The 25836-nt window shown below is 38.5% G+C and carries 23 protein-coding genes and 2 tRNA genes; 20 read left to right on the top strand and 5 right to left on the bottom strand.

The features are described from left to right. Nucleotides 1–24: 24 nt before the first annotated feature. Entirely contained in the window at nt 25–426 is a 402-nt protein-coding gene (locus A3G9_RS0104595) for an AAA family ATPase (protein ID WP_002818203.1), read from the bottom strand. A 1332-nt stretch (nt 427–1758) separates the two neighbouring features. Next, nucleotides 1759–1831: transfer RNA gene (locus A3G9_RS0104580), tRNA-Arg, on the bottom strand. A gap of 189 nt (nt 1832–2020) precedes the next feature. Between A3G9_RS0104580 and gap the strand changes: the two genes are divergently transcribed. Continuing rightward, nucleotides 2021–3046, top strand: coding sequence for a type I glyceraldehyde-3-phosphate dehydrogenase (gene gap, locus A3G9_RS0104575; protein ID WP_002818206.1), 1026 nt, complete (start codon nt 2021–2023; stop codon nt 3044–3046). 102 nt (nt 3047–3148) lie between these two features. Then, on the top strand, nt 3149–3385 hold the full coding sequence (secG, locus tag A3G9_RS0104570) for a preprotein translocase subunit SecG (protein ID WP_002817855.1): 237 nt from the start codon (nt 3149–3151) through the stop codon (nt 3383–3385). 75 nt (nt 3386–3460) lie between these two features. On the opposite strand, the gene A3G9_RS0104565 is transcribed toward secG, so the two are convergent. Then, a complete protein-coding gene (locus A3G9_RS0104565; RefSeq protein WP_002818207.1) occupies nt 3461–3916 on the bottom strand; it encodes a GtrA family protein in 456 nt (151 codons plus the stop codon). 45 nt (nt 3917–3961) lie between these two features. On the opposite strand from A3G9_RS0104565, the gene A3G9_RS0104560 reads away from it, so the two are divergent. The 4 genes from A3G9_RS0104560 (at nt 3962) to A3G9_RS0104545 (ending at nt 7049) form a co-directional block, all read left to right on the top strand. Continuing rightward, nucleotides 3962–4855: a GH25 family lysozyme gene (locus A3G9_RS0104560; RefSeq protein WP_002818208.1), complete on the top strand. Its 894-nt coding sequence runs from the start codon at nt 3962–3964 to the stop codon at nt 4853–4855. Continuing rightward, nucleotides 4852–5859, top strand: coding sequence for a Gfo/Idh/MocA family protein (locus A3G9_RS0104555; RefSeq protein ID WP_002821071.1), 1008 nt, complete (start codon nt 4852–4854; stop codon nt 5857–5859). The genes A3G9_RS0104560 and A3G9_RS0104555 overlap by 4 nt, the downstream gene beginning before the upstream one ends. 7 nt (nt 5860–5866) lie before the next feature. Next, a tRNA-Arg gene (locus A3G9_RS0104550) sits at nt 5867–5939 on the top strand. Between the two features lie 240 nt (nt 5940–6179). Next, nucleotides 6180–7049, top strand: a complete 870-nt coding sequence (locus tag A3G9_RS0104545) for a sunset domain-containing protein (RefSeq protein WP_002821568.1) — start codon at nt 6180–6182, stop codon at nt 7047–7049. A 334-nt stretch (nt 7050–7383) separates the two neighbouring features. Here A3G9_RS0104545 and A3G9_RS0104540 read toward each other — a convergent pair whose 3' ends face one another. Beyond that, nucleotides 7384–8601: an aminotransferase-like domain-containing protein gene (locus tag A3G9_RS0104540; protein WP_002821567.1), complete on the bottom strand. Its 1218-nt coding sequence runs from the start codon at nt 8599–8601 to the stop codon at nt 7384–7386. A 151-nt stretch (nt 8602–8752) separates the two neighbouring features. Here A3G9_RS0104540 and A3G9_RS0104535 point away from each other — a divergent pair, with 151 nt between their 5' ends. From A3G9_RS0104535 to A3G9_RS0104515, 5 genes are all read left to right on the top strand, one after another. Beyond that, nucleotides 8753–9646: a LysR family transcriptional regulator gene (locus A3G9_RS0104535; protein ID WP_002818213.1), complete on the top strand. Its 894-nt coding sequence runs from the start codon at nt 8753–8755 to the stop codon at nt 9644–9646. A gap of 113 nt (nt 9647–9759) precedes the next feature. After that, the gene (locus tag A3G9_RS0104530; protein WP_002821070.1) at nt 9760–10755 is read left to right on the top strand and encodes a D-2-hydroxyacid dehydrogenase; all 996 of its coding nucleotides are present in this window, start codon (nt 9760–9762) and stop codon (nt 10753–10755) included. A 178-nt stretch (nt 10756–10933) separates the two neighbouring features. Next, the gene (gene cydD, locus A3G9_RS0104525; RefSeq protein WP_002818215.1) at nt 10934–12661 is read left to right on the top strand and encodes a thiol reductant ABC exporter subunit CydD; all 1728 of its coding nucleotides are present in this window, start codon (nt 10934–10936) and stop codon (nt 12659–12661) included. Next, complete coding sequence (cydC, locus tag A3G9_RS0104520; RefSeq protein WP_002817848.1) at nt 12651–14363, top strand: thiol reductant ABC exporter subunit CydC; 1713 nt, start codon at nt 12651–12653, stop codon at nt 14361–14363. Before cydD ends, cydC begins: the two co-directional genes overlap by 11 nt. Continuing rightward, the gene (locus A3G9_RS0104515; protein WP_002821565.1) at nt 14350–15006 is read left to right on the top strand and encodes a glycoside hydrolase family 73 protein; all 657 of its coding nucleotides are present in this window, start codon (nt 14350–14352) and stop codon (nt 15004–15006) included. The genes cydC and A3G9_RS0104515 overlap by 14 nt, the downstream gene beginning before the upstream one ends. Here the strand turns inward: A3G9_RS0104515 and A3G9_RS0104510 are convergent, their stop codons facing one another. After that, a complete protein-coding gene (locus A3G9_RS0104510) occupies nt 15007–15966 on the bottom strand; it encodes a sugar-binding transcriptional regulator (protein ID WP_002818218.1) in 960 nt (319 codons plus the stop codon). A 149-nt stretch (nt 15967–16115) separates the two neighbouring features. Between A3G9_RS0104510 and A3G9_RS0104505 the strand changes: the two genes are divergently transcribed. The 9 genes from A3G9_RS0104505 (at nt 16116) to pcrA (ending at nt 25835) form a co-directional block, all read left to right on the top strand. Next, nucleotides 16116–17273: an NAD(P)-dependent malic enzyme gene (locus A3G9_RS0104505; protein WP_002818219.1), complete on the top strand. Its 1158-nt coding sequence runs from the start codon at nt 16116–16118 to the stop codon at nt 17271–17273. A 95-nt stretch (nt 17274–17368) separates the two neighbouring features. Next, nucleotides 17369–18352 (top strand): AEC family transporter, encoded by a 984-nt coding sequence (locus tag A3G9_RS0104500; protein WP_002818220.1) that lies wholly within the window; start codon nt 17369–17371, stop codon nt 18350–18352. Between the two features lie 18 nt (nt 18353–18370). Then, nucleotides 18371–19417, top strand: a complete 1047-nt coding sequence (gene citC, locus A3G9_RS0104495; RefSeq protein WP_002818221.1) for a [citrate (pro-3S)-lyase] ligase — start codon at nt 18371–18373, stop codon at nt 19415–19417. Next, nucleotides 19407–19700, top strand: a complete 294-nt coding sequence (gene citD / locus A3G9_RS0104490; protein ID WP_002817844.1) for a citrate lyase acyl carrier protein — start codon at nt 19407–19409, stop codon at nt 19698–19700. The genes citC and citD overlap by 11 nt, the downstream gene beginning before the upstream one ends. Then, on the top strand, nt 19700–20614 hold the full coding sequence (gene citE / locus A3G9_RS0104485) for a citrate (pro-3S)-lyase subunit beta (RefSeq protein WP_002818222.1): 915 nt from the start codon (nt 19700–19702) through the stop codon (nt 20612–20614). The genes citD and citE overlap by 1 nt, the downstream gene beginning before the upstream one ends. Beyond that, on the top strand, nt 20604–22142 hold the full coding sequence (gene citF, locus A3G9_RS0104480) for a citrate lyase subunit alpha (RefSeq protein WP_002821069.1): 1539 nt from the start codon (nt 20604–20606) through the stop codon (nt 22140–22142). Before citE ends, citF begins: the two co-directional genes overlap by 11 nt. A gap of 49 nt (nt 22143–22191) precedes the next feature. Beyond that, on the top strand, nt 22192–22743 hold the full coding sequence (gene citX / locus A3G9_RS0104475; protein ID WP_002821564.1) for a citrate lyase holo-[acyl-carrier protein] synthase: 552 nt from the start codon (nt 22192–22194) through the stop codon (nt 22741–22743). After that, entirely contained in the window at nt 22740–23564 is an 825-nt protein-coding gene (locus A3G9_RS0104470; protein ID WP_002818225.1) for a triphosphoribosyl-dephospho-CoA synthase, read from the top strand. Before citX ends, A3G9_RS0104470 begins: the two co-directional genes overlap by 4 nt. Before the next feature lie 24 nt (nt 23565–23588). Beyond that, entirely contained in the window at nt 23589–25835 is a 2247-nt protein-coding gene (pcrA, locus tag A3G9_RS0104465) for a DNA helicase PcrA (protein WP_002818226.1), read from the top strand. The last annotated feature ends 1 nt before the right edge of the window (nt 25836 follow it).

Raw genomic sequence — 25836 nt, 5'->3', positions numbered from 1 at the left:
AATAAAATTATTGGCTGGCAGAAATTAATCATGACTGACTATCAATATTGAAGCGCGGCTGTGTGTAATCTGATTTATTAACCAATTTTGATTTTCTTGATCCAAATTAGCCGTTGGTTCATCCAGCAAAAGAATATCAGGATGCTGGTCGAAGGCCTCGTTCAGTTCGCACTTAACTTTCTCGCCACCGCTTTCGCTTGTAAAACCTTCGCCTTGAGCAACATAAGCAATCGTTCTATGGATTTTTATTTGCGATGATTCAGTTTTAGAAATTAAAGCCTTCAAAAATGACGTTTTTCCAGTTTCATTAGGACCGATAATTGCCAGCTTTTCACCTGGTTTTACAACCAGATGGGAAATAACGAAAAGAGGGTCAGCTGCGTTTGGAAGCTTAAACTTTAAATTGTCGACTTGTATCCTAAACATTGCAATAAGCTTAGCAATTAATAATAAACCAACTTTTATGTGGCGAAGGATTGATAATTAAAAAATCGAGAGTTGCTTTATATCGGAAAAAAACGCCAGTGGCAAACATAGTAACCATTAGATCCAAAATTAGAAAAACGATCTGTATTAACGATAAAGACCAGCCGATTATTTTTGAAAGCCCATCTTTATTTTTCATAATTTTCTATATAATATCCTCAGATTTATAAATGTTAATCGTTTGTCATGATTTTATAATCATGCTATCATATTTACATTAAAAAAAGAAAGGGGAAAATTATGATTGATACGTTCGTATCAATTTTGATTGTTTTGAAGTAAATAGTCTTATTAATTCTAATATTGTTCTATAAAAAAATTAGGTAAAAACGTATAAAAGGATGTTGATAATGAAAAAATATTCTAATCGTCTTTTCTTAACTGGGCTGCTTTTGCTGGTGATAGGTGTGATTTTAGATCTAATAATGATTTTCGGAGGTAAAATGATACCTCATTCTCTTACCACCACGCTTGCAATTGGAGCTCAATTAATTAGTTTAATCTCTGTTTATATACTATTTAAGTTTTCATAGATAGTCATTTCTTTGTGATACTTTTTAGACCGACTAAAAAATGAACGGATAGGCCCTGGTATTTGTTGCGGAGGTCTTTTGCGATTACCTTGTTAATAAGGCAGCGCTCACAGAAACATGATTTTAAGTAATTTTAGTGTGCCTGTATTGATAGCGAAATACTGACAATATGACTGACTTATCTTGTGCATCCAACAAATAATGTTAAGTTTATTGCTATGCCAAGGATCAATGACTAGTTCAAGATGTGAAACTTTAGCCAGCAATTCATAGATTTGCTACAATCTGGACAAGAAAATAACTGCTTTAGCTTTGCCGAACTAGTGGTTATTTTTTTGATTATTTTTAACGATCGCAACAATCAACGCAATTAAGTTAATGACCAAAAGATTAACTCCGATCGTTAGTGGTAAAGCGTCTGAAACCGACAGTTAGGCTTCTTTTATAATATTTAAAGAACTTTCGCATCGGCGTTTCGAGAAAATCTATTTTACGGAATTTAAACCCAAGGTTATCGAGATAATCAAAAATTAATTCAGTCAAAAGATGGATCAATCAGCTATGAAGAAGAGGATAGTTAGTTTGTTTAAAAAGGATCATCCAGAATTGTATTGAACGTAATAAAAAAGCGTAAGATAAATCAAAAATAATAGTTCTGCACGTTTTTATTTTGAATTATTACTTTGTCACAAATTTGCCACACATATTAGATTAAAGCTTGATATGAAAGCATTAAAAATGCGCAAGGAGGGAATCGAACCCTCATCTCAGGAACCGGAATCCTACGTGATGATCCATTACACTACTCGCGCGAACATTACTATTATACTAGACTATTTGCTTGTTTGTAATTCTTATTTGTTTGGCTGTAATTAATTTGTTAAATTTTTGTCAAGCTGGAAAAAGCGCGTGAAACTATTCATTGGTCAAGCTTTGTCAGTAGCCCGTGGTATACTGATCTAGGACAATATCCAAATATTCATAAGAGGAGAAAATTTTCCATGACTGTAAAGATTGGTATTAATGGATTCGGACGAATCGGCCGTTTGGCTTTCCGCCGGATCATGGAATTGCAAGATAAAGCTTCAGATATTGAAGTCGTTGCTATCAATGATTTAACTACACCTTCAATGCTTGCTTACTTGCTTAAGTACGATACCACTCATGGCACTTTGAACGCCGATGTTTCAGCAAATGATGATACTTCTACTTTGACGGTTAACGGCAAAGACTATCATATCTATTCTGAAAAAGACGCTCGTAACCTTCCTTGGGTTAAGAACGATGGTGTTGAATATGTACTTGAGTGTACTGGATTCTATACTTCAAAAGAAAAGGCACAGGCTCATATCGATGCTGGTGCAAAGCGGGTATTAATTTCTGCACCTGCCGGCAAGATTCCTACAATTGTTTATGGTGTTAACCAAGATACTTTGACATCATCCGACACAATTGTTTCTGCTGGTTCTTGCACTACTCAATCATTGGCTCCAATGGCTCGTTTGTTACAAGACAAGTTTGGTATTGAAGTTGGAACAATGACTACTATCCACGCTTACACATCGACTCAAATGATTCTTGATGGACCTCGTAGCTCAAAGAAGCGGACTAACCGTACCGCTGCTTCAAACACAATCCCTCACAGCACTGGTGCTGCCAAGGCGATCGGCTTGGTTGTTCCAGAAGTTGATGGCAAGTTGAATGGTCATGCTCAGCGTGTTGCTGTTGTTGATGGTTCCGTAACTGAATTGACAACTATTTTGTCAAAGAAGGTTACTCCTGAAGAGGTTAATGATGCCTTTAAGGAATACACCAAGGGTAATGAAAGCTTTGGTTGGAACGAAGATGAAATTGTTTCATCTGATATTATTAACGATACTCATGGAGCTGTTTACGACCCAACTCAATTGGAAGTTATTACTGCTGGCGACAAACAATTAGTCAAGACTGTTTCTTGGTACGATAACGAATACGGATTCACTTCAAACATGGTTCGTACTTTGCTTCACTTTGCTAAGTTGGAGTAACTGCTTATTATATAAAATAAAGTCCTCTTGCGAGGGCTTTTTTATTTTGTTGGAATACCAGGATTTTTTATAGGCGGGCAATCTGATATACTGACATATGTAATGGAACATATTATTTTAACTGCATTAATCGTTTTGGGGATCATTATTGTAATAAGTATTATGATGCAGCCAAGTAAGCAACAGGATGCCTTAAGTGCTCTTTCGGGAGGCGCTAGCGATCTTTTCCAGGCGCAGAAATCTCGTGGTTTTGAGTCGGTGATGAAGAGAGCGACAGCAGTAATGGGCGTAATTTGGTTGCTATTAGGCCTCTTGCTTATGATTCTTCAAAATAGATGAAAATTAAAAAAGCAAGAAACAAAACCTATAGGACTGAGATGAAAGATTCGCTTCTATAGGTTTTTATTTACAAATTTATCGATCGGATTTTTTAATCTCGGAGGAGCTATGCTTCTCTTTTTTTCTAAAGACGATAAATTTGCTGATTAGGTAATTTAGGGTAATGACAACAATTTGTGCGATCAGCTTTACCGTTAGAGAGTACATCCCCAATAATTGGATTCCGATCCATAAAATCAATTGTTCGGCAATCAAAGTAAAACCACGACCAACGAAAAAACGCGCCATTTCGATTGCTTCGGATAGAAATTTCTCATGATGGCTGTTAAAAACATATGATCGATTTGTGTAATAGCTAAATATTGTCGCCGCTATCCAGGCAACAATATTAGCTGTAGCCCAATCCATTGGCGTTAATTGTTCTAAAAGAGCGAAAACCAAGAAGCTGATGAAGAAAGCCGAAACGCCAAAAATTATATAGTTGACAACGCTTCTTTTTCGTTGATAATATCGTTTTGCCTTTTCGAGCATAAATATAATTATAGCTATCCTTAAGACTTAGCTATAATAAGAAACGTGCAAAAGAAGCGGGGTAGAACAAAAAAGAATTTTCTGGATTATATTTTCTTTATTTTGCTTGCTTTTGGTCTTGTCTGGACTTTTACGCTTTGGACGACTGCTAAAGCTCCAGCCAGAAAATCGGCAGCGGCCTCTTCTGCTAAAAATATTAGTCAAAAAATAACTGATAAGCAGGATAAAGCCAAAAAGAAAAGTTCTGACAAAAAGGCTCATTCAAGTAGCTCTGCTAATTCTGTCAGTTCGATTAGCTCTAGTAATTCTCAAGCGAGCAAGGCCAATTTAAAGAAATACGCTTTAGGGACAACACTCAGTTCCGACCAGCCCTATACGGATTATTCTTATTTAAAGTCTCAAAACATCAGATTTGTTTATTTTCGTTCAACAACCGGTAACAGCAGTTTTGACAATCTTTTTCTGACATCGATCAAGTCGGCAAAGGATGCCGGTCTTTCGGTTGGCTCAATGACTATCTATGATCCCTCGATTACTGCTTACTCGGCTTATCTGTATTTTGTTAGAAAAGTCGGCAAAAAGGTCGGCAACCTTCCAATTGCTGTCTATGTCACCGACGACTCGATTACCGATGATAATTCAATTACGAATCTGCTTGGGTTGCTGCAGGATCTAAAGGAATACTATCCGAATAATTCTGTCATCGTTCGTTGCGATAAGACGGTTTACGATGAAGTTCATGCTAAATTAGCCAGTTTGAATTTAAAATATTGGTTGATTGAAAACAATCTGGATGGGTTGGGTTCAGAGAATCAATTTGTCCAGTATAATGCTAATGGGAAGGTTGGATCAGGAATGCGTTCCTTCCGCCTGCCTTTATCTGTTTTTGATGGTAGCAAAGCTGATTTAAAAAAATTATCTGAAGGAATTGAGAAATGATAAAACTTGGATTGGTTGGTACTCATTGGATTACGGCGCAGTTTGCTCAAGCTGTGCTCGAAACCGGAAAATACGAAATATCAGCTATTTATTCTCGTAACAAGGAAAATGCTAAAAAATTTTCCGTAAAAATTCAACAGAACAAAGCTTCACTCTACGATAATTTCGACGATTTCATTGATTCTGGAATTCAGGTTGTTTACCTGGCTTCTCCTAATTCTTTTCATTTTGAACATGCACAAATTGCAATCAAACACGATGTTGATGTAATTGTTGAAAAACCTTCTTTTTCGAATCCTGATCAATTCAGGACGATTATTGATTTATTGAAACTTCATCCAAAAATCCGCTTGTTTGAAGCAGCCAGAAATTATCATGATCCGAATTTTAAAGTTGTACAATCGACGGTCAAAAATCTTGATTTGTTGCAAGGAGCAAATCTGGTTTACGCTCACTATTCGAGTAGGTATGATGAATATTTAGCGAAACCCGATAATCCACCAAATGTTTTTACAAGGGATTTCTCTGGTGGAGCACTTTATGATTTAGGTGTTTATCCGCTTTATGATGCACTTGGTTGGTTTGGCTATCCTGAAAAAATTGACTACAAAGCACAATTATTAAAGAATGGGATTGATGCTTTTGGTTGGATTAATCTGAAATATAGTGGATTTTCTGTTGGCATTTTTATTTCCAAAGTATTTACTTCAACTGCTCCAACTGAAATATTTGGTCTCAAACATACGATTGAAATTGACAGTCCTTCGGAACTAAATCAAATCGCTGTAATTAATGGTCATGATAAACAGTTTGTTGCTGATGGCAGTGGCCGAAACCCACTTTTTAATGAGGCTGATGATTTTGCTAGAGTTTTAAATGATCGTTTTAGTGAGAAAAATCAGTCCGAATACGAGAAGTGGCTTAAGACTGCTACTCAAATTAATCAATTGCTTTTTGATTTAAGAAAAAGTGCTGGAATTGATTTTCCTGCTGATAATCAATAATTTTTTTGGCCTAATAGTTTAACAGGATAAAACACGGACCTCCTAAGTCTAAGCTCCCGGTTCGAGTCCGGGTTGGGCCATTGTATTAAAACTGTCATTTTTTGAGATGACAGTTTTTTATTTTATTTCGTCTTGTGGCATATTGATTTGGTTGGAAGCTAAAAAAATCAGAAATTTTAATAGAAAACAGACGAAAACCTAGTAGCAAAAATCGGTAATTTTCGTGTGCGAAATTGTGTATAACGTTTAAAATTAAATTAGTTCATGAATATATGGGCTAACTTTTAGAGAGAAAGTTAAATATATAGAGAAGGTAATAAATGAAGAGAAGAATTGTTCATAATTTTGTGATTACATTCGTCACTGTATTTTTATTGTTGGGTTTTGGAGCTTTAAACAATTGTCAGCCCACTAGCGGGACGGTGTTCGCTAAAGAACAAGCAGTCAAAGTGATTAAACTGCATATCACCGGGAAGCATACTAGAAAATTCACTGTGGTTACTAACTCTGCTGGTAAAGCCACTGTTTCTGGTCGAATTCAGGGTGATAAAAGAGTATTTTTCAAACAGTACAAAGGCGGCTATAAAAAGTTTAGCGTTAGGGCCAATAAAAAAGGCCATTTCAAAAAAGTTATCAAGCTACAAAAAGCTGTCAATAAAGTTGCCTACGCTATTGACTCTAATAAAGTTAATAAATTAATTAAAAAGCATCCTAGGAAATATGTAAGTAAAACAATCGTTCACCTTACAATCAAACGTAGTTCGGCTTCTCAAGCATCACAAAAGGCTGCTTCTCAAGCATCTTCATCGGCTAAAGCCGCGTCGATTGCTTCGTCTAAGGCTTCATCAGAGGCGGCTGAGTCTTCTTCTAGAGCGGCGGTTATTTCGTCTTCACAGGCAGCTGCTCGTGCTGCAGCTTCATCCAGTGCTGCCGCTGCGCAAGCAGCAGCTCAGAGGTCCGCTTCTCAGGCCGCTTCTCAGCGTAATGCTCAGGCTAATCAGGCTGCTGCGAATAATACCGGCGAACAAGAATACGTTGATGCCAATGGGAATGGTCTGATTAAAGGATCTGTCGATCATATTTATCATGTTCCAGGCAGCACTTATTATAATCGCACCAAGAATGTTGTCCAATGGTTTAAGACTGTTTCCGATGCTGTGAAAGCCGGTTATAGAGCGCCCCTGAGATAAGGGCCAAGGATCATCCGATTGTTAATTAAAAAATTGAGCAATAGCAATATACAGACAAGATAATTCCGCTTGATCTGATTGCTTTATGTCAAGTTCTATAGTCAGGATCGCTCGATTAAGTAGGCACGGTATAAAAGTTAAAGTAAATTATTTGTTTTCAATTAAAAGTATCATAATTTTTTACAAGGTACTTTTAATAAGTACCGACCGCCAAAATCTTTTAGTTCATATTTAAATAATCATTCACATAGTAGCTTTCAAACTATATAAATAAAAGTCGGCCTTTAATCGGACCGGCTTTTTTTAATTTTTTAAAAGTTTTCTGTTCACTTGGTTAACCAACCTGAATGATTTTGTTTTTGATTTGTTCATCCCAGGCTGCACTCAATGCTTGCCCCAACTTCTTGATACCGACTTCGATATTTGCCAGCGATTCACCTGTGAAATTGATTCTGGCACCATTTTTAATATTTCCGGAAGGATAAAGATTAGTTGACGATGTAATTAGAACGCCAGATTTTGATAGCTGCTGCTGATTGACAAATTTATCCATATTGAAGTTTTTTGGCATTGTCAGCCAGATAAAGAATCCACCTTGAGGATTAGTAAATTGAGCGATACTTGGCATATTTTTCCGCATAGCCGACAGCATGGCATCTTTCTTTTGGCGATAACAGTTGCAGATCAAAGCGATATGATTCTCCAAGCTGTTGTCGTCCAGGTAAGTATTGACAATCGACATTGTTAAATTACTCGATTCAATATCGGCTCCGCTTTTTAGGCCAATCAGGGCTTTAAAGAGTTTATCTTCGGCCGTCAACCATCCTAGACGCAATCCAGGAGCGAGGATCTTTGAAAAACTGCTAACGTAGATGACTCTTCCTTCGCTGTCCAAAGACTTAATCGTTGGCAAATTTTGACCACTATAACGTAAATCACGGTAAGTACCGTCTTCGAGGATTACAACATTATATTTGTTTGCCAGTTCGATTATTTGCCGGCGTTTTTCCAACGACATTACCGCGCCGGTCGGATTTTGAAAATCCGGAACTGTATAAATCATCTTTACGGCATGCGTTTTTAAAGTATCTTCCAGGAAATTAACGTCCATACCGTCTTCTTTGATCGGTATTTCGTAAAAAGTCGGTTCATAGGCTTGAAAGGCCGCCAAGGCACCAATATAGGTCGGTCCCTCAACTACTAAACCATCGTCTTTGTTTAACATCAAGCGAGCCGTCAAATCGATTCCCTGTTGAGCCCCTTGAGTCAACATTACATGGTCATTGTCGGTTTTGATTTTGTCGTGCCAGGCCATTTTTTTTACTAATTTTTGTCGCAATTCCGGTAATCCGACACTGGTATTATATTGGAGCAGTTTCAATTGGTTTTTTTCAAAAACCTCTTTTGCAGCCTGCCCCAATTCCTGTTCCGGAAAAAGTTTGTGGTCGGGATAACCGGCCGAAAAAACAATCTGATTTTCCTTTTTTGCGGCAAAAAGTTTGTCTAATCCGCTATTTGACGTTCTTTCTATTCTGCTTGCCAAACGATTCATATTTTTTCACCTCGATAAGAATAAAAGTATTTGAATTTTACTTCTTTATACTTTTCTCTTTTAATGTTATGCTCGGATCATAGATAAGTAAAATTCAACTTTTTCATATATTGATGAATTTTATTCACCTAAAATTTTAAAAGGGATGATTATGGTTAATTTTTCTTACCGGGTTTTTGCGGCAGTTGTCGAAAAAAAGACTTTTTTTCATGCAGCCGAATCATTAAACGTAACTCCCAGTGCTGTCAGTCATTCAATTAGCCAATTGGAAAACGAATTGGGTTTCCCTTTGTTTTTAAGAAACCATAGCGGAGTTGAATTAACCAACGACGGGAAAACGGTTCTGCCGGTGATTCAAGCTATTTTAAATACTGAGGAAGAACTTTATCAGGTTTCTGCCAGTATAAAGGGATTGAATAGCGGAAGAATTCGGATTGGAGCCTTTAGCAGTGTTTGCATCAATTGGCTGCCGACAATTATCAGGCGCTTTAAAAATCAATATCCACAAGTCGAGGTGACTGTTTTCCAGGGGAATTTCAATCAGATTGCCGATGGTGTTTCAAACGGATCGATTGATATTGGTTTTAGTTCTTTGCCGGTCGACGATAAACTTTTAGTCGAACCCTTGATTAAAGATCGAATATACTGTGTTGCGCCATCTGATTTTGTTCCAAAAGACAAGATGAATGTAACAAACCAGGACATCGGCCGTCGTCGTTTTATTCTCCAACAAATAGATTATGATCGCGATACTAAAAAAGCTCTCGATCAGTATAACGTCACGCCGAATTCGTTAACTTATTCAATTGACGATCAGTCAATTCTATCGATGGTCGAAAGTGGTTTGGGTTTGGGAATACTACCGGAATTAGCCTTAAAAAAGTTATCCGGTAATGTTCATATTTATCCTTTCGATAAAAATTTCGCCCGGACAATTTGCTTAGTAACCAATAAAAACCTCGCTCAGGCACCGTCGACAAAAAGAATGCTTAAAGAGATAAATTCTTTTCTCCGGAGTAACTACAAGAACCAATTTTTAGGTTGATTTTTGTTTTTTCTTGAGGATACATATAATTAATTTAATTTGATGAAATCTACGATAAGAGCTTTGTGAATTTTTGTATATAATTAAGAACGGAGTCTAAATGGAGGAAAAGAATGAAAATTTATGCTTATGGAATTCGAGATGATGAAAAGCCATCGTTAAAGGAATGGGAGACAGCACATCCTGAGGTTGAGGTTGCTTTCACTCAAGAACTATTAACACCTGAAACTGCTAAAAATGCAGCCGGAGCAGATGGTGTTGTTGTCTATCAACAACTCCCGTATACTCGCGAAACTTTACAGGCCCTGGCTGATCAGGGAATTCACCAAATGAGCCTGCGTAATGTTGGAATCGATAACATTGATCTTAAAGCTGCCAAGGAACTTGGTTTTAAGATTTCCAACGTTGCTGCATATTCTCCAAATGCCATTGCTGAACATGCTGCTATTCAATTAGCGCGGATTTTGCGCCGCAGTAAAGAACTTGATGCAAAAGTTGCAAAACGCGATTTGCGCTGGGCACCGACAATTGGACGTGAAGTCCGCATGCAAACAGTTGGTGTTGTCGGCACTGGACGGATTGGCCGTGTCCTGATCCAAATTTTGCAGGGCTTCGGGGCAAAAATTGTTGCCTACGATATTTTTAAAAACCCAGATATTGATAAACAGGGTCTTTACGTTGATAGTTTAAACGAACTTTATGCCAAGTCGGACGTTATTTCTTTGCACGTTCCATCTGTTAAAGAAAATATTCATATGATTAATAAAGATTCAATTGCCAAGATGAAGGACGGTGTTGTTTTGGTCAACGTTGCTCGTGGAGATTTGGTTGATACCGATGCTGTCGTTGCCGCTCTTGATTCAGGCAAAGTTTCCGGTATGGTAATGGACGTTTATGAAAATGAGATTGGTATCTTTAACGAAGACTGGGAAGGCAAAAAGTTCCCTGATGCTCGTTTGGATGATTTGATCGATCGGCCGAATGTTCTTGTTACCCCCCATACAGCTTTCTATACTACCAAGGCTGTTTTGGAAATGGTTCATCAAAGTTTTGATGCTGCTGTTGCAATCGCCAATGGCCAAGAGACAAGAAATCTCGTTAAATTCTAAAATATCAAAAGTTTAAAATGTTTTTTAGGGTCTGCAGAATACACGCAGGCCTTTTTTGTTATCGAAATCGAGCTGTCTTCTATAATAGAGCTTAGCAGGTTGCCCAATTATCGACTTGTGTCCTTATTCGTTCCTTGCTTGGAGTTTTTATTTTAGTTTTCTTGAAGCTGGTAAATTTATGATAGATAAACAAATTTTCAAAATTGAAGGCGTTAAAAATATTTTATCCTGGCTTGTGTTATTGACGTTCCTTCAAGCTGTGAGTATTCTCTTTCAGGCTTTTTTTCTGTCCAAGTCGATAGTTATACTTTGGCATCAATCGGCTTTTTCTTCGGCTGTTCCATATATCTTCGGTTTTGCAATTTCTTTACTATGCCGACATTTTTTCTCGCTTATTAAAGAAGGATCGGCAAATTCCTTTTCAGTCACAGCCAGTGAGGGCTTAAGAGACCAATTACTTGGCAAGTATTTATCCTTTGGTGATCAAACGATTTTTAAAACTGGTACGGGGCATGCGGTCAGTTTGTTACATGCCGGAATTGATAATGTTCAAAATTATTTTCAATTGATATTTATTAAAATAATCGATTTAAGCATTATTCCCTGGTTACTATTAATTTATATGTTTTTCCTCCGCTGGCAGGAAGCTTTATTTTTGCTGCTTATTTTCCCAGTCATAATTTTTTTCTTTGTGATTCTAGGCCTGGCAGCACAAAAAAGGGCTGATAACGAGTATCGAAATTTCACAGTCTTAAATAATCGTTTTGCCGATACGCTTCGTGGAATGCAAACTTTGAAACAACTTGGTCTTAGTAGAATTTTCACGAAAAGAATTTACGAAACTTCGGAAAGATATCGTAAATCGACAATGCGAAGTTTGACGATTGCAATGACTTCAACCTTTTCTTTGGATTTTTTCACAACTCTTTCGATCGCTGTGATCGCTGTTTTTCTTGGTTTTTCATTGATGGAAGGGAAGATGTCTCTTTTCCCGGCTTTGACTTTGTTGGTACTTGCTCCGGAGTATTTCTTACCCTTGCGGACTTTTTCCGAAGATTATCATGCGACTTTGGATGGGAAAAATGCTTTTACCGAGGTTCTATCAGTTATTAATCAGAAAAAGACAAGCGAAATTTCCGCTTTAAAAGTTCCGGCAATTGATTCCGAAACAGTTCTTTCTGTCCATAATTTTTCCTTTCAATATCCAGACGGTCAGCAGCCGGCGGCTCTAAAAGATATCAACTTTTTGGTTCGCGGTTTTGCCAAAGTCGCTGTGGTTGGTTTATCGGGTTCCGGTAAAACTACTCTCCTAAGTTCGTTGGCAGGTATTAATAGTGGACGGGGCGACATTTCGATTAACCGGAATAAATTTCTTAACTTTCAAAATACTTCTTGGCAAAAACAAATTATCTATATTCCCCAAAAACCTTATATTTTTCACACAAGTCTCAGAGAAAACATTGCTTTTTATCAACCGGATGCTCCTAAGGAACAAGTTGTTAAGGCAGCTAAAGCAGCCGGTATTTACGAATTAGCTAGCGGCCTTTTTAACGGTTTCGACACTATGATTGGTGAAAGTGAACAATCTCTTTCTGGAGGCCAAGCACAAAGAATTGCTCTTGCCCGGGCCTTTTTGGCAAGCGACCGTCACATTCTTTTGTTCGACGAACCAACCGCCCATCTGGATATTCAGACTGAATACGATCTGAAACAAACGATGCTGCCGCTTTTGGAAAATCACTTGGTATTTTTCGCAACTCATCGTTTGCATTGGCTGAAACAAATGGATTATGTACTTGTTATGGACAATGGACACATAATCGAGCAGGGCAGGCCAAGGGAGTTATTAGAAGATTTTGATGGAAAACTGAACGAATTACGGAAGGAACTGACTGATGAGAAATAAATCCGATCAATGGGTAAGGCCGTTTTTAAAAGAAAACCGAATTGGTATTTTTTGGACGGTTCTCTTTAGTTTTTTGATGATTTTTTCTTCGATGGCACTGATGTTTACTTCGGGCTACTTAATTACCCGTGCGGCCCAACATCCTTCGAATATCATGCTGATATATGTGCCGATTGTTTTGACGAGAGCTTTTGGAATCGGCCGGCCGACTTTTAAATATGCACAAAGATTAACGAGCCATAATTGGGTTTTAAAAATCGTATCCCTGACTCGCAAAAAATTGTTCAAAACAGTTGATGCTAATTCGACTATCGTCGCCGGCAGTCATTCAACCGGCGAAGTCATCTCTCTGCTTTCAAATGATATCGATCAGTTGCAGAATCTTTATTTACGAACGATTTTTCCAATCGCCAGTGGAATTCTTTTATATGTTTTTGTGACTTTATTTACGGCAGCTTTTAGTTTGGCTTTTTGCCTATTTTGGTTTATCGCTTTAATGATTATTGCGATCTGTTTTCCGTATTTTTCTTGGAAAATGAACCGGGATAGGATCATCCAACAAAAGAAGTTAGCCGATAAAAGTATTGATTTGGCAACCGATGCCGTTTTGGGAGCCTTCGACTGGCAACTCTCCGGACAACAGCGAAAATTCACTGATCGAAAAAGTAAATTGTCCAAGCAGTTGGCAAAAGTAAAGTCGGGCGGTCGGCGTTTTGGTTGGGTCCGTGATTTTTTGATTGAATGCCTTTTAATGGCGACGGTAGTAGTTACTTTGCTTTGGAGCTACCAGCAGTTTTTCGGACATACAGTTGGAATCGATCTGATTGCGGCTTTTGTTTTGGCAATTTTTCCTATGTCGGAGGCTTTAACTGATCTTAATCGAGGTGCCAGCGAAGCTACTTACTACAAGGATAGTATCGAGCGTTTAAACAGCCTTGGCCCAATTAAAAAGCAGACGATCAGTCAATTGCAGGAGAATCTACATCCGGATATTAAAATCGATAATTTATCTTTTGCTTATGATTCCAAAAAAGAGGTTTTAAAAGGAATTAATATGAATATCCCTTTTGGAAGTAAGGTTGCCATTCTTGGTCGTTCCGGAGTCGGCAAATCAACGCTCTTAAAATTAATTACCGGTGATTTAAAAAGTGATCGTGGAAGTTTGGAAATTTCCGGCGTTGAAAAATCGCAAATTAAGAATTCCCAAAATCAAATTTTTTCTATTCTTGATCAAAATCCCTATCTTTTTGATATGACTATTGCTAATAATTTGCGTTTGGTCGATCCAAAAGCAGACAACGATCGTTTGATGGAAGTCTTAAAAGAAGTTGGTTTGGGAAAATTATTGGCAAACCTGCCGGATGGTTTGGATACTCCGATGAGAGAAGCGGGCAGCCGTTTCTCCGGTGGCGAGCAACAACGCCTTTCATTAGCAAGAATTTTATTAAGGGATACGCCGATTGTAATTTTAGATGAACCAACCGTGAGCCTCGATCCTTTAACCGAACGACAAGTTATGCAGACTATTTTTCGCGTTTTGAAAAATAAAAGCCTGATTTGGGTGACCCATCATTTAATTGGTTTGGAAAATGTTGACAGATTATATTTTATTGAAAATGGAAAGACAAAATTCTCGGGAACTCCGGTACAATCAAAACAGGATCCGTTTTTAAAAAAACTTTGGCAACTTGACGAAATTTAATTTAAATAAAATAAAAAATAAAATAAAGACTCTCGATTTTACCGGTTCTGCTAATCTTTTGAATCTAATGACGGTATCATTGGTCTTTTTACTGACTTTTTCTCTCACTTATTATTTCATCAGCGAAAGTTCGATAAACGATCAAATTGATATGACTAATCACGAAAATACATTGATTGCCGAACAAAAATTCATTGATAAGGTCGCTCCCTATATCCAAAAACGGCAAAAGAAGGATGGCATTCTTGCTTCGATTACGATTGCACAAATGATTCTTGAATCGGATTGGGGCAAAAGCAGTTTAGCTTCTAAATACCATAATTATTTTGGTGTGAAAAGCACTTCTGATGACGCAAAGAAAACTGTCAAAATCGATACGCAAGAATATGTTAACGGCCAGTGGGTAACTGTTAAAGGCACTTTTGCTGTTTACAAAAATTGGCAGGAATCTGTTTATCAGCATAACCGTCTCTTTTTAAAGGGAACAACTTGGAATAAAAAGCAATATAAAGATGTTATCAATGCAAAAAATTATACCGATGGGACCAAAGCTTTAGTGAAAAACGCTTATGCGACCGATCCGGATTATGCAAAGAAAATTATTCGACTTGTCGAACGCTATCACTTGGATATTTACGATTAATCAGTCCCGCCCTGCTTCCATTAAAATTCTTTGAGCGATCGATTCATCAATAATGATATCGGTTAGCAAACGACCTCTTAAAGCGCCCAGCATGGCTCGCGCTTTAAACTTGCTGTTTGTAAACGCTATTCGGCGGGGAACTGAAAGAATTGATTTTATATTCGAGCCGAAGACCTTGTCATCGGACAAATTTAAGAATTGCCCATCGATATTATAGGGTCTCCCATAGAGCATGCCAGCCACATTTTTGAAATTGACACCTGGAAAAATGATCGATTTATTTTCGTTCCAAGCGGGAATTGATTCAATCGAACTGAGTGTTCCGATTCCACAAAAAATCAAATCCAGTTTTTTAATTAGATTTCCTGCCCGATTAAAAGACGGTTCTTTTTTCAGCAGTTCACGTGCTTGATTGTTAACAATATAAAGCGGACCAGCGATTGTCACGAATTGCGCGCTATATTTCGCAGCAGCCTTTTCAACCATCCTTCCCGATCCGGCAGCCGATTTATACTTCATATTTTCACCAATAAACTGAGTAAAAACCAAGTCCTCTTTGACTTTGGCTGAAAAGGCGTCGATTACTCGATAAACCGTATCACCCCACGCCATACCGACTACTTGACTGTTTTCAATTAAAGATTGAATATGTTTTGCGGCAAAAGCAATTACATTTTCATTTTTTAAAGAAGGGTTCTCGCTGTCTTTAATTATGAAAATATTTTTTATGGTAAACAACTGTCGAAATTTTTTCTCTAATTCGAAATTTCTCTCTTGCGGAGCATTGATGGTTATTTTAACCAAGCCCTGCTCTAAAGCGTCGTCAAGATATCGACTGATTAGGTAGCGACTCAATTTATATTTTTCCGATATCTCGCCGATACTTAATTTTGTCAAATAATAGTCATGAGAAATATTTGCAATCTTTTCGAGGTAGGTTATGTCGTCATTTGTTTTCATACATATATTTTATGCTTTTTAAAAATTAAAAATATTTTGTATATTTAAAAATAATCATCTAATTGATTTAAAATATTTAAAAATAATAGCTTTTTATTTACAAAATTTAAAAAATGCTTTAAAATTATTCTTTGAATAAAAGAGGTTTTATGGCGCTTAACAATACAGAGTTAGATGAAATTTTAGCAATTCACTCAAAAAATGTTGGCGTACTTGATGTCAAAGCCGACATGGATGTTGAATCGCGGCAGGATTTAGGCAAAGCTTATACTCCCGGAGTAGCAGCGCTCTCAAAAATTATTGAGAAAAATCCTGGTTTGAAGGATAAATATACTATTTCCGGAAAATTGGTGGCGGTCGTAACTGATGGGTCGGCTGTCCTTGGTTTGGGAAACATCGGTACGGCTGCCGGTTTACCGATTGTTGAAGGAAAATCTTTGCTTTATAAAGACTTGGCTAATGTAAACGCGATTCCTGTAGCAATCGACCAGGTCCCAGTCGACGAATTCGTGCAAACAGTCAAAAATTTTTCAAATACCTTCGCTGGAATCCATTTGGAAGATATTGCCGCTCCCCGCTGTTTTGAAATTGAAGAGAAACTTAAGCAAACTTTGGATATACCGGTCTATCATGATGATCAGGAAGGCACGGCGATTGTTGTTCTTGCTGGTTTGATTAACGCTGCCAAAGTTGTTGGCAAAAATCTTAAGGATTTGAGAATCGTTATCAATGGAATCGGAGCGGCAGGAGTTGCAACGGCTCGTTTGTTATTTTCTATTGGTATAAAAAAACTGACTTTGGTCGATATTCATGGAGTTGTTAAAGCTGATGATTCAGATTACAACAAATATCAAAGAAAATTAGCCAAGGATATTAATTTAAATATTTCCGGTCAAACACTTGATAACGTGATTGATCAACAGGATGTTTTTATAGGTTTATCCGATGCCGATGTATTATCAGCTGATCAGGTCAAAAGAATGTCCTCCAAACCGATTGTATTTGCTTTGGCAAATCCGTTACCGGAAATCAATCCCGAAATTGCACAGACCGCCGGGGCTCAAGTTATCGCAACTGGTTCGGCCCAGTATCTCAATCAAGTTAATAATGTTTTGGTTTTTCCAGGCCTTTATAAGGGCTTGCTAACGTATGGAATCAAACAAGTTGATTACAAAATTGAAGAGGTTGTTGCCAAGGCTTTGGCATCGATGGTTGAAAATCCTACCAGTGATAAGATTGTGCCCGGTGTCTTCGAAGCTGGGGTTGTAGTGACTGTTGCCAATGCTTTAAAAACATTTGCCGGTTAATTTGGCCATTGCTCCATTGCTATTAGGGTGAGAGGACCTTTTAGCAATTAATTCAAGTCATCTCAGGATTGCTATAATTGGCAGGAGGAAGAAATATGGGTGTTTTTTGGACATCGATTCAGAGTGTTCTCTCAATCGTTATCATCATTGCAATTGGCTACGCCTGCCGGGGGGCAGGCTGGTTTGGCGAAGGCTTTCAAAGTGCTTTATCAAAACTGATTATGAATGTTGCTTTGCCGGCTTCAATTTTCATGGCGATGCTTTCGCGTTTTAAACCAAAGCAACTTGCTACTTTATCGACCGGGTTAATTTATGTAATTCTTTCGGTTGCAATTGGTTATTTGATCTCTTGGGGCTTAACTCGTTTATTTAAAGTTCCCAAAGGTCGTCGTGGTTTGATGATGGTTGCTATCAACGGCGCAAATACTGTATTTATCGGATTACCTTTGAATACCGCCTTATTTGGAGATACGTCAATTCCGTATTTGCTTGTTTACTACATTGTCAACACAATTGTTGTTTGGACTTTTGGTGTTTGGGTTATAGCTGGTGACGATCCGACTGTCAGCGGAAAAACCAAGGCCAAGTTCGATTTGCGTCATTTGCTGCCTGTTCCGCTGTGGGGCTTTATTGTTGCTTTACCTTTTATCTTTTTCTTTACAAAAGCCGCTAATTATATTGCGAACGGAACTGGCTTTATCACAACTACACTTTCCGGACTGGGCGGTTTGGTTACGCCTTTGTCATTGATTTATATCGGAATTATGTTAAAGAAGTTTGGCTTGTCTTCAATGAGGATTGATGCTCACTCTTTGCTGGCTTTATTGGGACGTTTTGTTCTGTCGCCAATCGTTATGGGAATTATCATTTTTGCCGGATTGCATTCTGGTATTCAAATGGTACCGATTTTTCAGAAGACTTTGATTATTCAATCAGCAACACCGGCTTTGGCTGTTTTGCCGATTTTGGCTGATACTTATCATTCCGATGTTAAATATGCCACGAATATTGTCGTTATGACATCGACTTTATTTATCATTGTTGTACCGATCATAATGAGTATCATCAACTTTATTTGATGCTGCATGGGAGGCAATATGCAAATCAAAAATTTATCATTAAAAAACAAAAAGGATTTGCAAATTTGGAAGGAATTTTTAACCGAACATGGTATCAGCAATTTTAGTTCGGCGGAAGTTTTCAAGATAGACGAAACAATTGCTTTGTTTGAAGACCAGCGAATAGTGGCTACCGGTTCTTTAGCCGGAAATGTTTTAAAATACATTGCCGTTGAAAGCGAAGGCTCCGGTTCGGAATTTAATAGTGTTATTTCTCAATTAACCAATTTGGCTGCCGGAAAAGGTATATTCCACCTCTTTGTTTTCACGAAAGCGAAATATTCCAAATCGTTTCAGTTTATCGGTTTCAAAGAGCTGGCTAAATCAGATAACGCCGCCTTACTGGAAAGCGGAGATTATTTGATTGGTGACTATCTAGCCGAACTTCCGCGGGTCGCCAACCAAGAAGAAAAGAAAATTGCCGGAATTGTTATGAATGCCAATCCCTTTACCAAAGGTCATCGCTATTTAGTTGAAAAAGCTGCTTCGGAAAATGATTACGTGTATGTTTTTGTTGTCAGCACCGATGCTTCTTTGTTTAACAGCAAAGAACGTTTGCAACTGGTTAAAGAGGGAACCGCTGATTTAAAAAATGTTTTCGTTGTTTCCGGCGGTGATTATATGGTTAGCTATGCTACTTTTCCTGCATATTTTCTGACCTCTGATCAAACGGTGATTGAATATCAAACAACCCTCGATGCTTTGATATTCAAAAATCAAATTGCGCCTGTTTTAAATATTCAGACCCGTTTTCTTGGGGAAGAACCTTTTTCGAAAACAACCGGAATTTATAATCGGATTCTTGAAAAAGTTTTACCGCCGAGTGTGTCGGTTAAAATTATTCCGCGGGCAAAAACCCAATCCGAAACGATTATCACTGCGACCGAGGTCCGACAGCTAATTGCTAAAAATAATTTAGTCCCGTTAAAACAGTTCCTACCTTTTACAACGATTAAATACGTGGAAGAACATAAAACCGAACTGCAATCGAGAATTAAGAAAGGAATCAATATCAATGGAAATTAAAAAAACTGCATTAGCAGGAACAACTGAATCGTCTGATATTCAAATTACTTTGAGCAAAGGTAATGATGGCATTGATGTCGATTTAACTTCTGATGTAAAAAAACAATTTGGCGATCAGATTGTCAAGGTTATTACCGATACTTTAAACAAGTTTCAAATCACCAATGCGAAAGTCAGAGCTGTCGACAAAGGCGCACTCGATTGTGTTATAAAGGCAAGAACTATTACAGCGGCTTCCCGAGCCTTGAATCAGGAAGATCAAATTAATTGGGAGGTGCTTTGATGGCTGCAGCTGATGAACGTTTACGCCGCACGATGATGTTTGTTCCGGGCAATAATCCGGCAATGTTAAAGGACGCCGGAATTTACGGAGCTGACTCGATTATGTTCGACCTGGAAGATGCCGTTTCTTTGAGCGAAAAAGATGCAGCAAGAATTCTTGTCTTCAATGCTTTGACAACTCAGGACTATGGTGATGCTGAATTGGTCGTTCGTGTTAACGGACTTGATACGCCTTTTTTCAAAAATGATGTTTATGCGATGGTTAAAGCCGGCGTCGATGTTATTCGTTTGCCTAAGACAGAATCAGCTGAGATGATGCGGCAACTGGAATCGGTAATTGAAGAGGCGGAAAAAAAGTTTTCGATTGAAGTCGGTACAACGCATATGATGGCAGCAATCGAATCTGCCAAAGGAGTTTTAAATGCTCCGGAAATTGCAGCCGCTTCTGATCGAATGATTGGAATTGCTCTTTCTGCCGAAGACTATACGACAGATATGAAAACTCATCGTTATCCGGATGGAGCTGAATTGGAGTTTGCTCGCAACATGGTTTTGCACGCGGCGCGTGCAGCTGGAATTGCAGCTTTTGATACGGTCTTTACAAACATGAATGATACTGAAGGCTTTATTAGCGAGACCCAGTATATTCATCAACTTGGATTTGATGGAAAATCCTTGGTTAATCCACGACAAATTCCACTTGTCAATCAAGTTTACGCACCAAGTGAATCCGAAATAGAAAAAGCCGAAGACGTTATCAATGCGATTGAAGAAGCCAAGGCAAAAGGTTCAGGAGTTATTTCTTTGAATGGACAAATGGTCGATCGCCCGGTAGTCTTACGGGCCCAGCGAGTTATGAAATTAGCTAAGGCCAGTCACTTAATTGATCAGGAGGGTAATTACATTGAAAAATAGAGTTGGTCGTGAAATACCTGATGATATTTTAAAAGACAAAAATTATAAAGCATTCGAGACGACTGAGATTGGTCATCCTGATAAACAACGGGTTGCGCCGATTGTAACGGTTACAAATGGTGACAACAAAGTTGTTAATTCAATTAAAGAAATTGTCGAGAAACTCGTTAAAGATGGCATGACGATTTCTTTTCATCACCATTTGCGTGAGGGCGATCAGATTTTTAACGATGTGATGCAGGCAATTATCGATCTTGGAATTAAAGACCTGACCCTTGCTCCTTCTTCATTGACTAATGTCATGAATGACATGGTTGTTAAGGCGATTAAAAGCGGAACAATTACCAATATAACTTCTTCGGGAATGCGTGGTTCTTTAGGGGACGCTGTTTCTCACGGACTTTTGAAAAATCCAGTTGTTTTTCGTTCACACGGTAATCGCGCGCGGGCAATTGAAGAAGGAAAAATTAAGATAGATGTGGCTTTTCTCGGAGTACCAAATTCCGATGAAGTTGGAAATGCCAATGGAATGGAAGGGGATGCTGCTTTTGGTTCTCTCGGATATGCTTTGATGGATGCCCAATACGCTAGAAGAGTCGTTCTTTTAACTGATAATCTTGTTCCTTATCCAAATACACCGGCTTCGATAAAACAGACTCAGGTTGATTATGTTGTTAAAGTTGCTAAAGTTGGCGATCCAGACAGAATCGGTTCCGGTGCTACCCGTTTTACCAAGGATCCAAAAGAACTTAAAATTGCTCAAATGGTCAACGAGGTTATTACTCATTCTCCTTATTTCAAAGATGGATTCTCCTTTCAAACTGGATCCGGCGGAGCTGCTTTAGCTGTCACTCGTTATCTTCGCCAAGCAATGCTGGATAATAAAATTAAGGCCAGTTTCGCTTTAGGCGGAATCACTAAACCAACAGTTGATTTGTTGGAAGAAGGTCTTGTCAACAAAATTATGGATGTTCAGGATTTCGATAAAGGGGCTGCCGATTCGATGAAAAACAACCGCAAGCAGCAGGAAATCGACGCATCTTGGTACGCTGATCCGGATAATAAGGCTGCAATGGTTGACCAATTGGATGTTGTAATTTTGTCGGCTTTGGAAATCGATACTAAATTCAACGTTAATGTTATGACCGGTTCCGATGGCGTTATTCGTGGCGCGATTGGTGGCCACCAGGATGCAGCAACTGCTAAATTGACAATTATTTCGGCGCCACTGGTTCGTGGAAGAATTGCGACAGTTGTTCCGGATGTGACAACAATAGTAACTCCGGGGGACTCGATTGATGTTCTGGTCACTGAAGTTGGAATTGCGATTAATCCAAAACGCCATGATTTGCTGGAAACTTTGTCAAACATTCCTGGTGTTCCGGTTTATACGATTGAAGAGTTGCAACAAAAAGCCCAACAAATCGTCGGCAAACCGAAAGCCTTGGAATTTACCGATAAAACAGTTGCTTTGATCGAGTATCGTGACGGCAGCTTGATTGATGTCGTTAAGCAGGTCAAAGATTGATTTGTTAAAACACGAGTTGCAAAACCCGTGTTTTTAATTGGAATAAAATATGATTATGGAAAATATCTTTTCAAGTGGAGAAAAGCAGCAAATAGCCGATGTCTTAGCTAATAAAGACGATCGGGCTGCTCTGCAAAAACAAATTTTAGAAAAACATCCCGAAGACTGTTTATTGGCCGTTAAATTGAATATTCCGGGACCGATTAAGAATAATAGCCGGTTAAAAAGTTTATTTGAAAAAGGAATCGACCAATTGGAAAAAGAATTAAAATTGTCCAATTTTGAAATTATTGCTGTAAAAAGCTGGGACAAAGGGACTGGATGCGAGAATTTTTATTTAATTAAAAACACAGCCGCCAATGTAAAGAAAACAGCTGTCTCATTCGAGGATAAAAACGATCTTGGCCGTTTATTCGATGCTGATGTTTTGACGAATAAGAAAGGAATAATTTCCTCGCTTTCTCGCAAACAGCTAAAACAAAACGGCAGAAAATGCTTGATTTGTCAACGCTCGGCTAAAGAATGCGCTCGTTCCCGCCGTCACACCATCAAAGAACTCCAAGACAGAATTTCGGAAATTTACGAAGAAAGCTTTCAATGATTGAAAATTATCTACAAGCCGCATTAAAGGCCCTTATATATGAGGTCTCGGTTTTTCCGAAACCGGGCTTGGTTGATCCTTTGGACAATTCAACTCATCCCGACATGACGGTTTTTACTTTTATTGATTCTTCCTTTAGCCTGGAAAAATATTTTTTAGAAGTCTCTAAAACAGCAGCTCAATTCCGTGGAAAAGATTTGAGAGATTTATTTTATCAAATTCGTCCCTTGGGTATTCAAGCCGAAAAAGATATGTATACCGCTACCAAAGGGGTCAATACCCATAAAGGGGCCATTTTTTCGCTTGGAATCGTGCTTGCCGCCAGTGTTTATTCCAAGTCTCTAAAAACGGAAAATATTTTGACTGTTGTTAAGAAAATGATGAAGGGAATTGTCACTCGCGATCTGGAAAATAAAAAGAATTTTCAAACAGCTGGAGAAATTCAATTTGAAAAATATCGGCTAACTGGTATCCGTGGACAGGCCGAAGCTGGTTTTCCGATTGTTAGTTGTTTTGCGCTGCCTTTTTTTAACAAAAGAAAAGGATCTCTAAACGACAGACTACTTGACACGCTTTTATTGATTGCCCGGCATAATCCAGACAGCAACTTGATCAAACGAGCCGGAAATCCTGATGTGATCGAAAAAGTCAACTCGCAGATTGATGAATATTTTGATCTGGGAGGCAGCCAAAGCCAGGCAGGGAGGAAGCAACTTGAGAAAATCAATAATTACTTTAATCGATTCAATCTCAGTTTGGGTGGAGCGGCCGACATGCTTATTTTGACAATTTATTTTGCATTAATTGAGAAAAATATCTAAAAATTCAATGTTAGAATAGCTTGAGTGAATGATTTATTAACAGGTTTAAATGATAAACAAAAAGAAGCAGTTCTGACTACTGAAGGACCGCTATTAATTATGGCCGGGGCCGGCTCTGGCAAGACGCGTGTTCTGACTCATCGGGTGGCTTATTTAGTCAAAGAAAAGCACGTTGATCCCTGGTCGATTCTAGCGATTACTTTTACAAATAAAGCAGCCCGCGAAATGAAAGAGAGAATCGCCGGCTTGGTTGACGAAGAAGATGCGCGGTCTATTTGGGTGTCGACTTTTCATGCTTTGTCGGCTCGTATTTTGCGGCGCGATGTTGATAAAATCGGTTTTACGACCAGCTTTTCGATTCTTGATTCAAGTGGTCAGAGAACTTTAATGAAGCACGTACTAAACGATTTGAATTACGATTCAAATCAATACGATCCAAAATCGATTCTAGCCTCTATTTCTAATTTTAAAAATGCGCTTCAAACACCTAACGACGCAAAAACGGCCGCTAAGACGCCTTTTGACGAGGCAGTTTCCGAATCATATGATCTTTATGAACGCCGTTTGACCCAATCGCAATCAATGGATTTTGATGATTTGATTATGCGGACAATTCAGCTTTTCAAACAAGCTCCGGATGTTCTTCATTATTATCAGCATAAGTTTAAATATATTCACGTCGACGAGTATCAGGATACGAATGGCGCTCAATACAAACTGGTTGAAATGTTAGCGGCTGGCGACTTTGGATCTCGTAATTTAGCCGTTGTCGGTGATTCTGATCAGAGTATTTATGGTTGGCGTGGTGCCGATATGAATAATATCCTTAATTTCGAAAAGGATTTTCCTGGTGCAAAAACGGTTTTGTTGGAACAGAATTATCGTTCTACGAAACACATTTTAATGGCTGCCAATCAGGTTATCCAAAATAATATCGAACGCAAACCAAAGAACCTTTGGACTAATAATCAGGATGGAAATTTAATTCATTATTACCGTGCCCAATCCGAATCCGACGAGGCTCATTATGTATTAACTAAAATTCAGGCAGGCGTTAAAAAAGGACGCAGCCTAAATGATTTTGCGATTTTATTCCGGACAAACGCCCAGTCGCGTATTTTCGAACAGGTTTTTAATTCGAATAAGATTCAATACACAATGGTTGGCGGAACGCGTTTCTTTGAGAGAAAGGAAATTCAGGATATCGTTGCTTATTTGCAGCTAACCGCAAACCTTGATAACGACACTGCCTTTGAACGAATTGTTAATGAACCAAAACGTTCGATTGGAAGCAGTTCGATTGAAAAATTGCGCTCTTTTGCTGCTAAGAAGGGCCTTTCTTTGATGAAATCGATCGTTGTTTTGGATGACGAGAGCCGACTTTCAAAAAAAGCCCAGAGCAATTTTCGCAAATTTGCCCAAATGATTCAGGTTTTTTCCGACCAATCGCATTTTCTTTCTCTAACTGAGCTGGCAAATGAGATCTTTGACCAAACCGGTATTCGCGAGCAATACGTAAAAAAAGATGATTTGGAGTCTCAATCAAGAGTCGAAAACCTTGATGAGTTCTTATCACAAACCAAACAATTCGATCAGGATTATGACGAAGAAGCATCTGAAACAAATAATCCCTTAGTTGATTTCCTCGGTCAAACTGCTTTGGTCAGCGATCTGGACTCCTATGATGAAAGCGCCGGACAGGTTACTTTAATGACGGTTCACGCTGCCAAAGGTCTCGAGTTCCCGGTTGTCTTTATTGTTGGGCTCGAAGAAGGAATTTTCCCATCGGCCCGAGCAATGATGGAACGCGACGGCTTAGAAGAGGAACGCCGATTGGCATACGTAGCTATTACGCGTGCGCAGGAAGAATTGTATTTAACGAACGCTTTTGGTCGTCTATTATATGGGAGGGCTCAATCGAATAAACCATCAATGTTTCTTGATGAAATCGATGATTCCTTACTTGACAAAGAAAATCCTTCTTCGAGCCGAACGCAGACTTTATCCGATTACGATCGGCCGATGCCTTTTGATCGCAAATCCGAAACATCAAACCGCAAATATGATCAGGCTTTTGCTAAAACCTATCATGGCAACGGGGCTGAGAAAAAGGATTGGCAACTTGGTGATCAGGTTAAACACAAGACTTTTGGTATTGGAAGAATTGTTGCGATTGATAATGAAGGCAGTGATAAACTTTTAAAAATTGCCTTTGCTTCAAAAGGAATTAAGCAATTAATGGCTTCTTTTGCCCCGATTGAGAAAATATAAT

Origin of the sequence: Oenococcus oeni DSM 20252 = AWRIB129, from assembly GCF_000372485.1 — a bacterium.
GTDB lineage: Bacteria > Bacillota > Bacilli > Lactobacillales > Lactobacillaceae > Oenococcus > Oenococcus oeni.
Note: the sequence above shows the minus strand (reverse complement) of the source record. Positions and strands in the feature narration are given on the sequence as shown.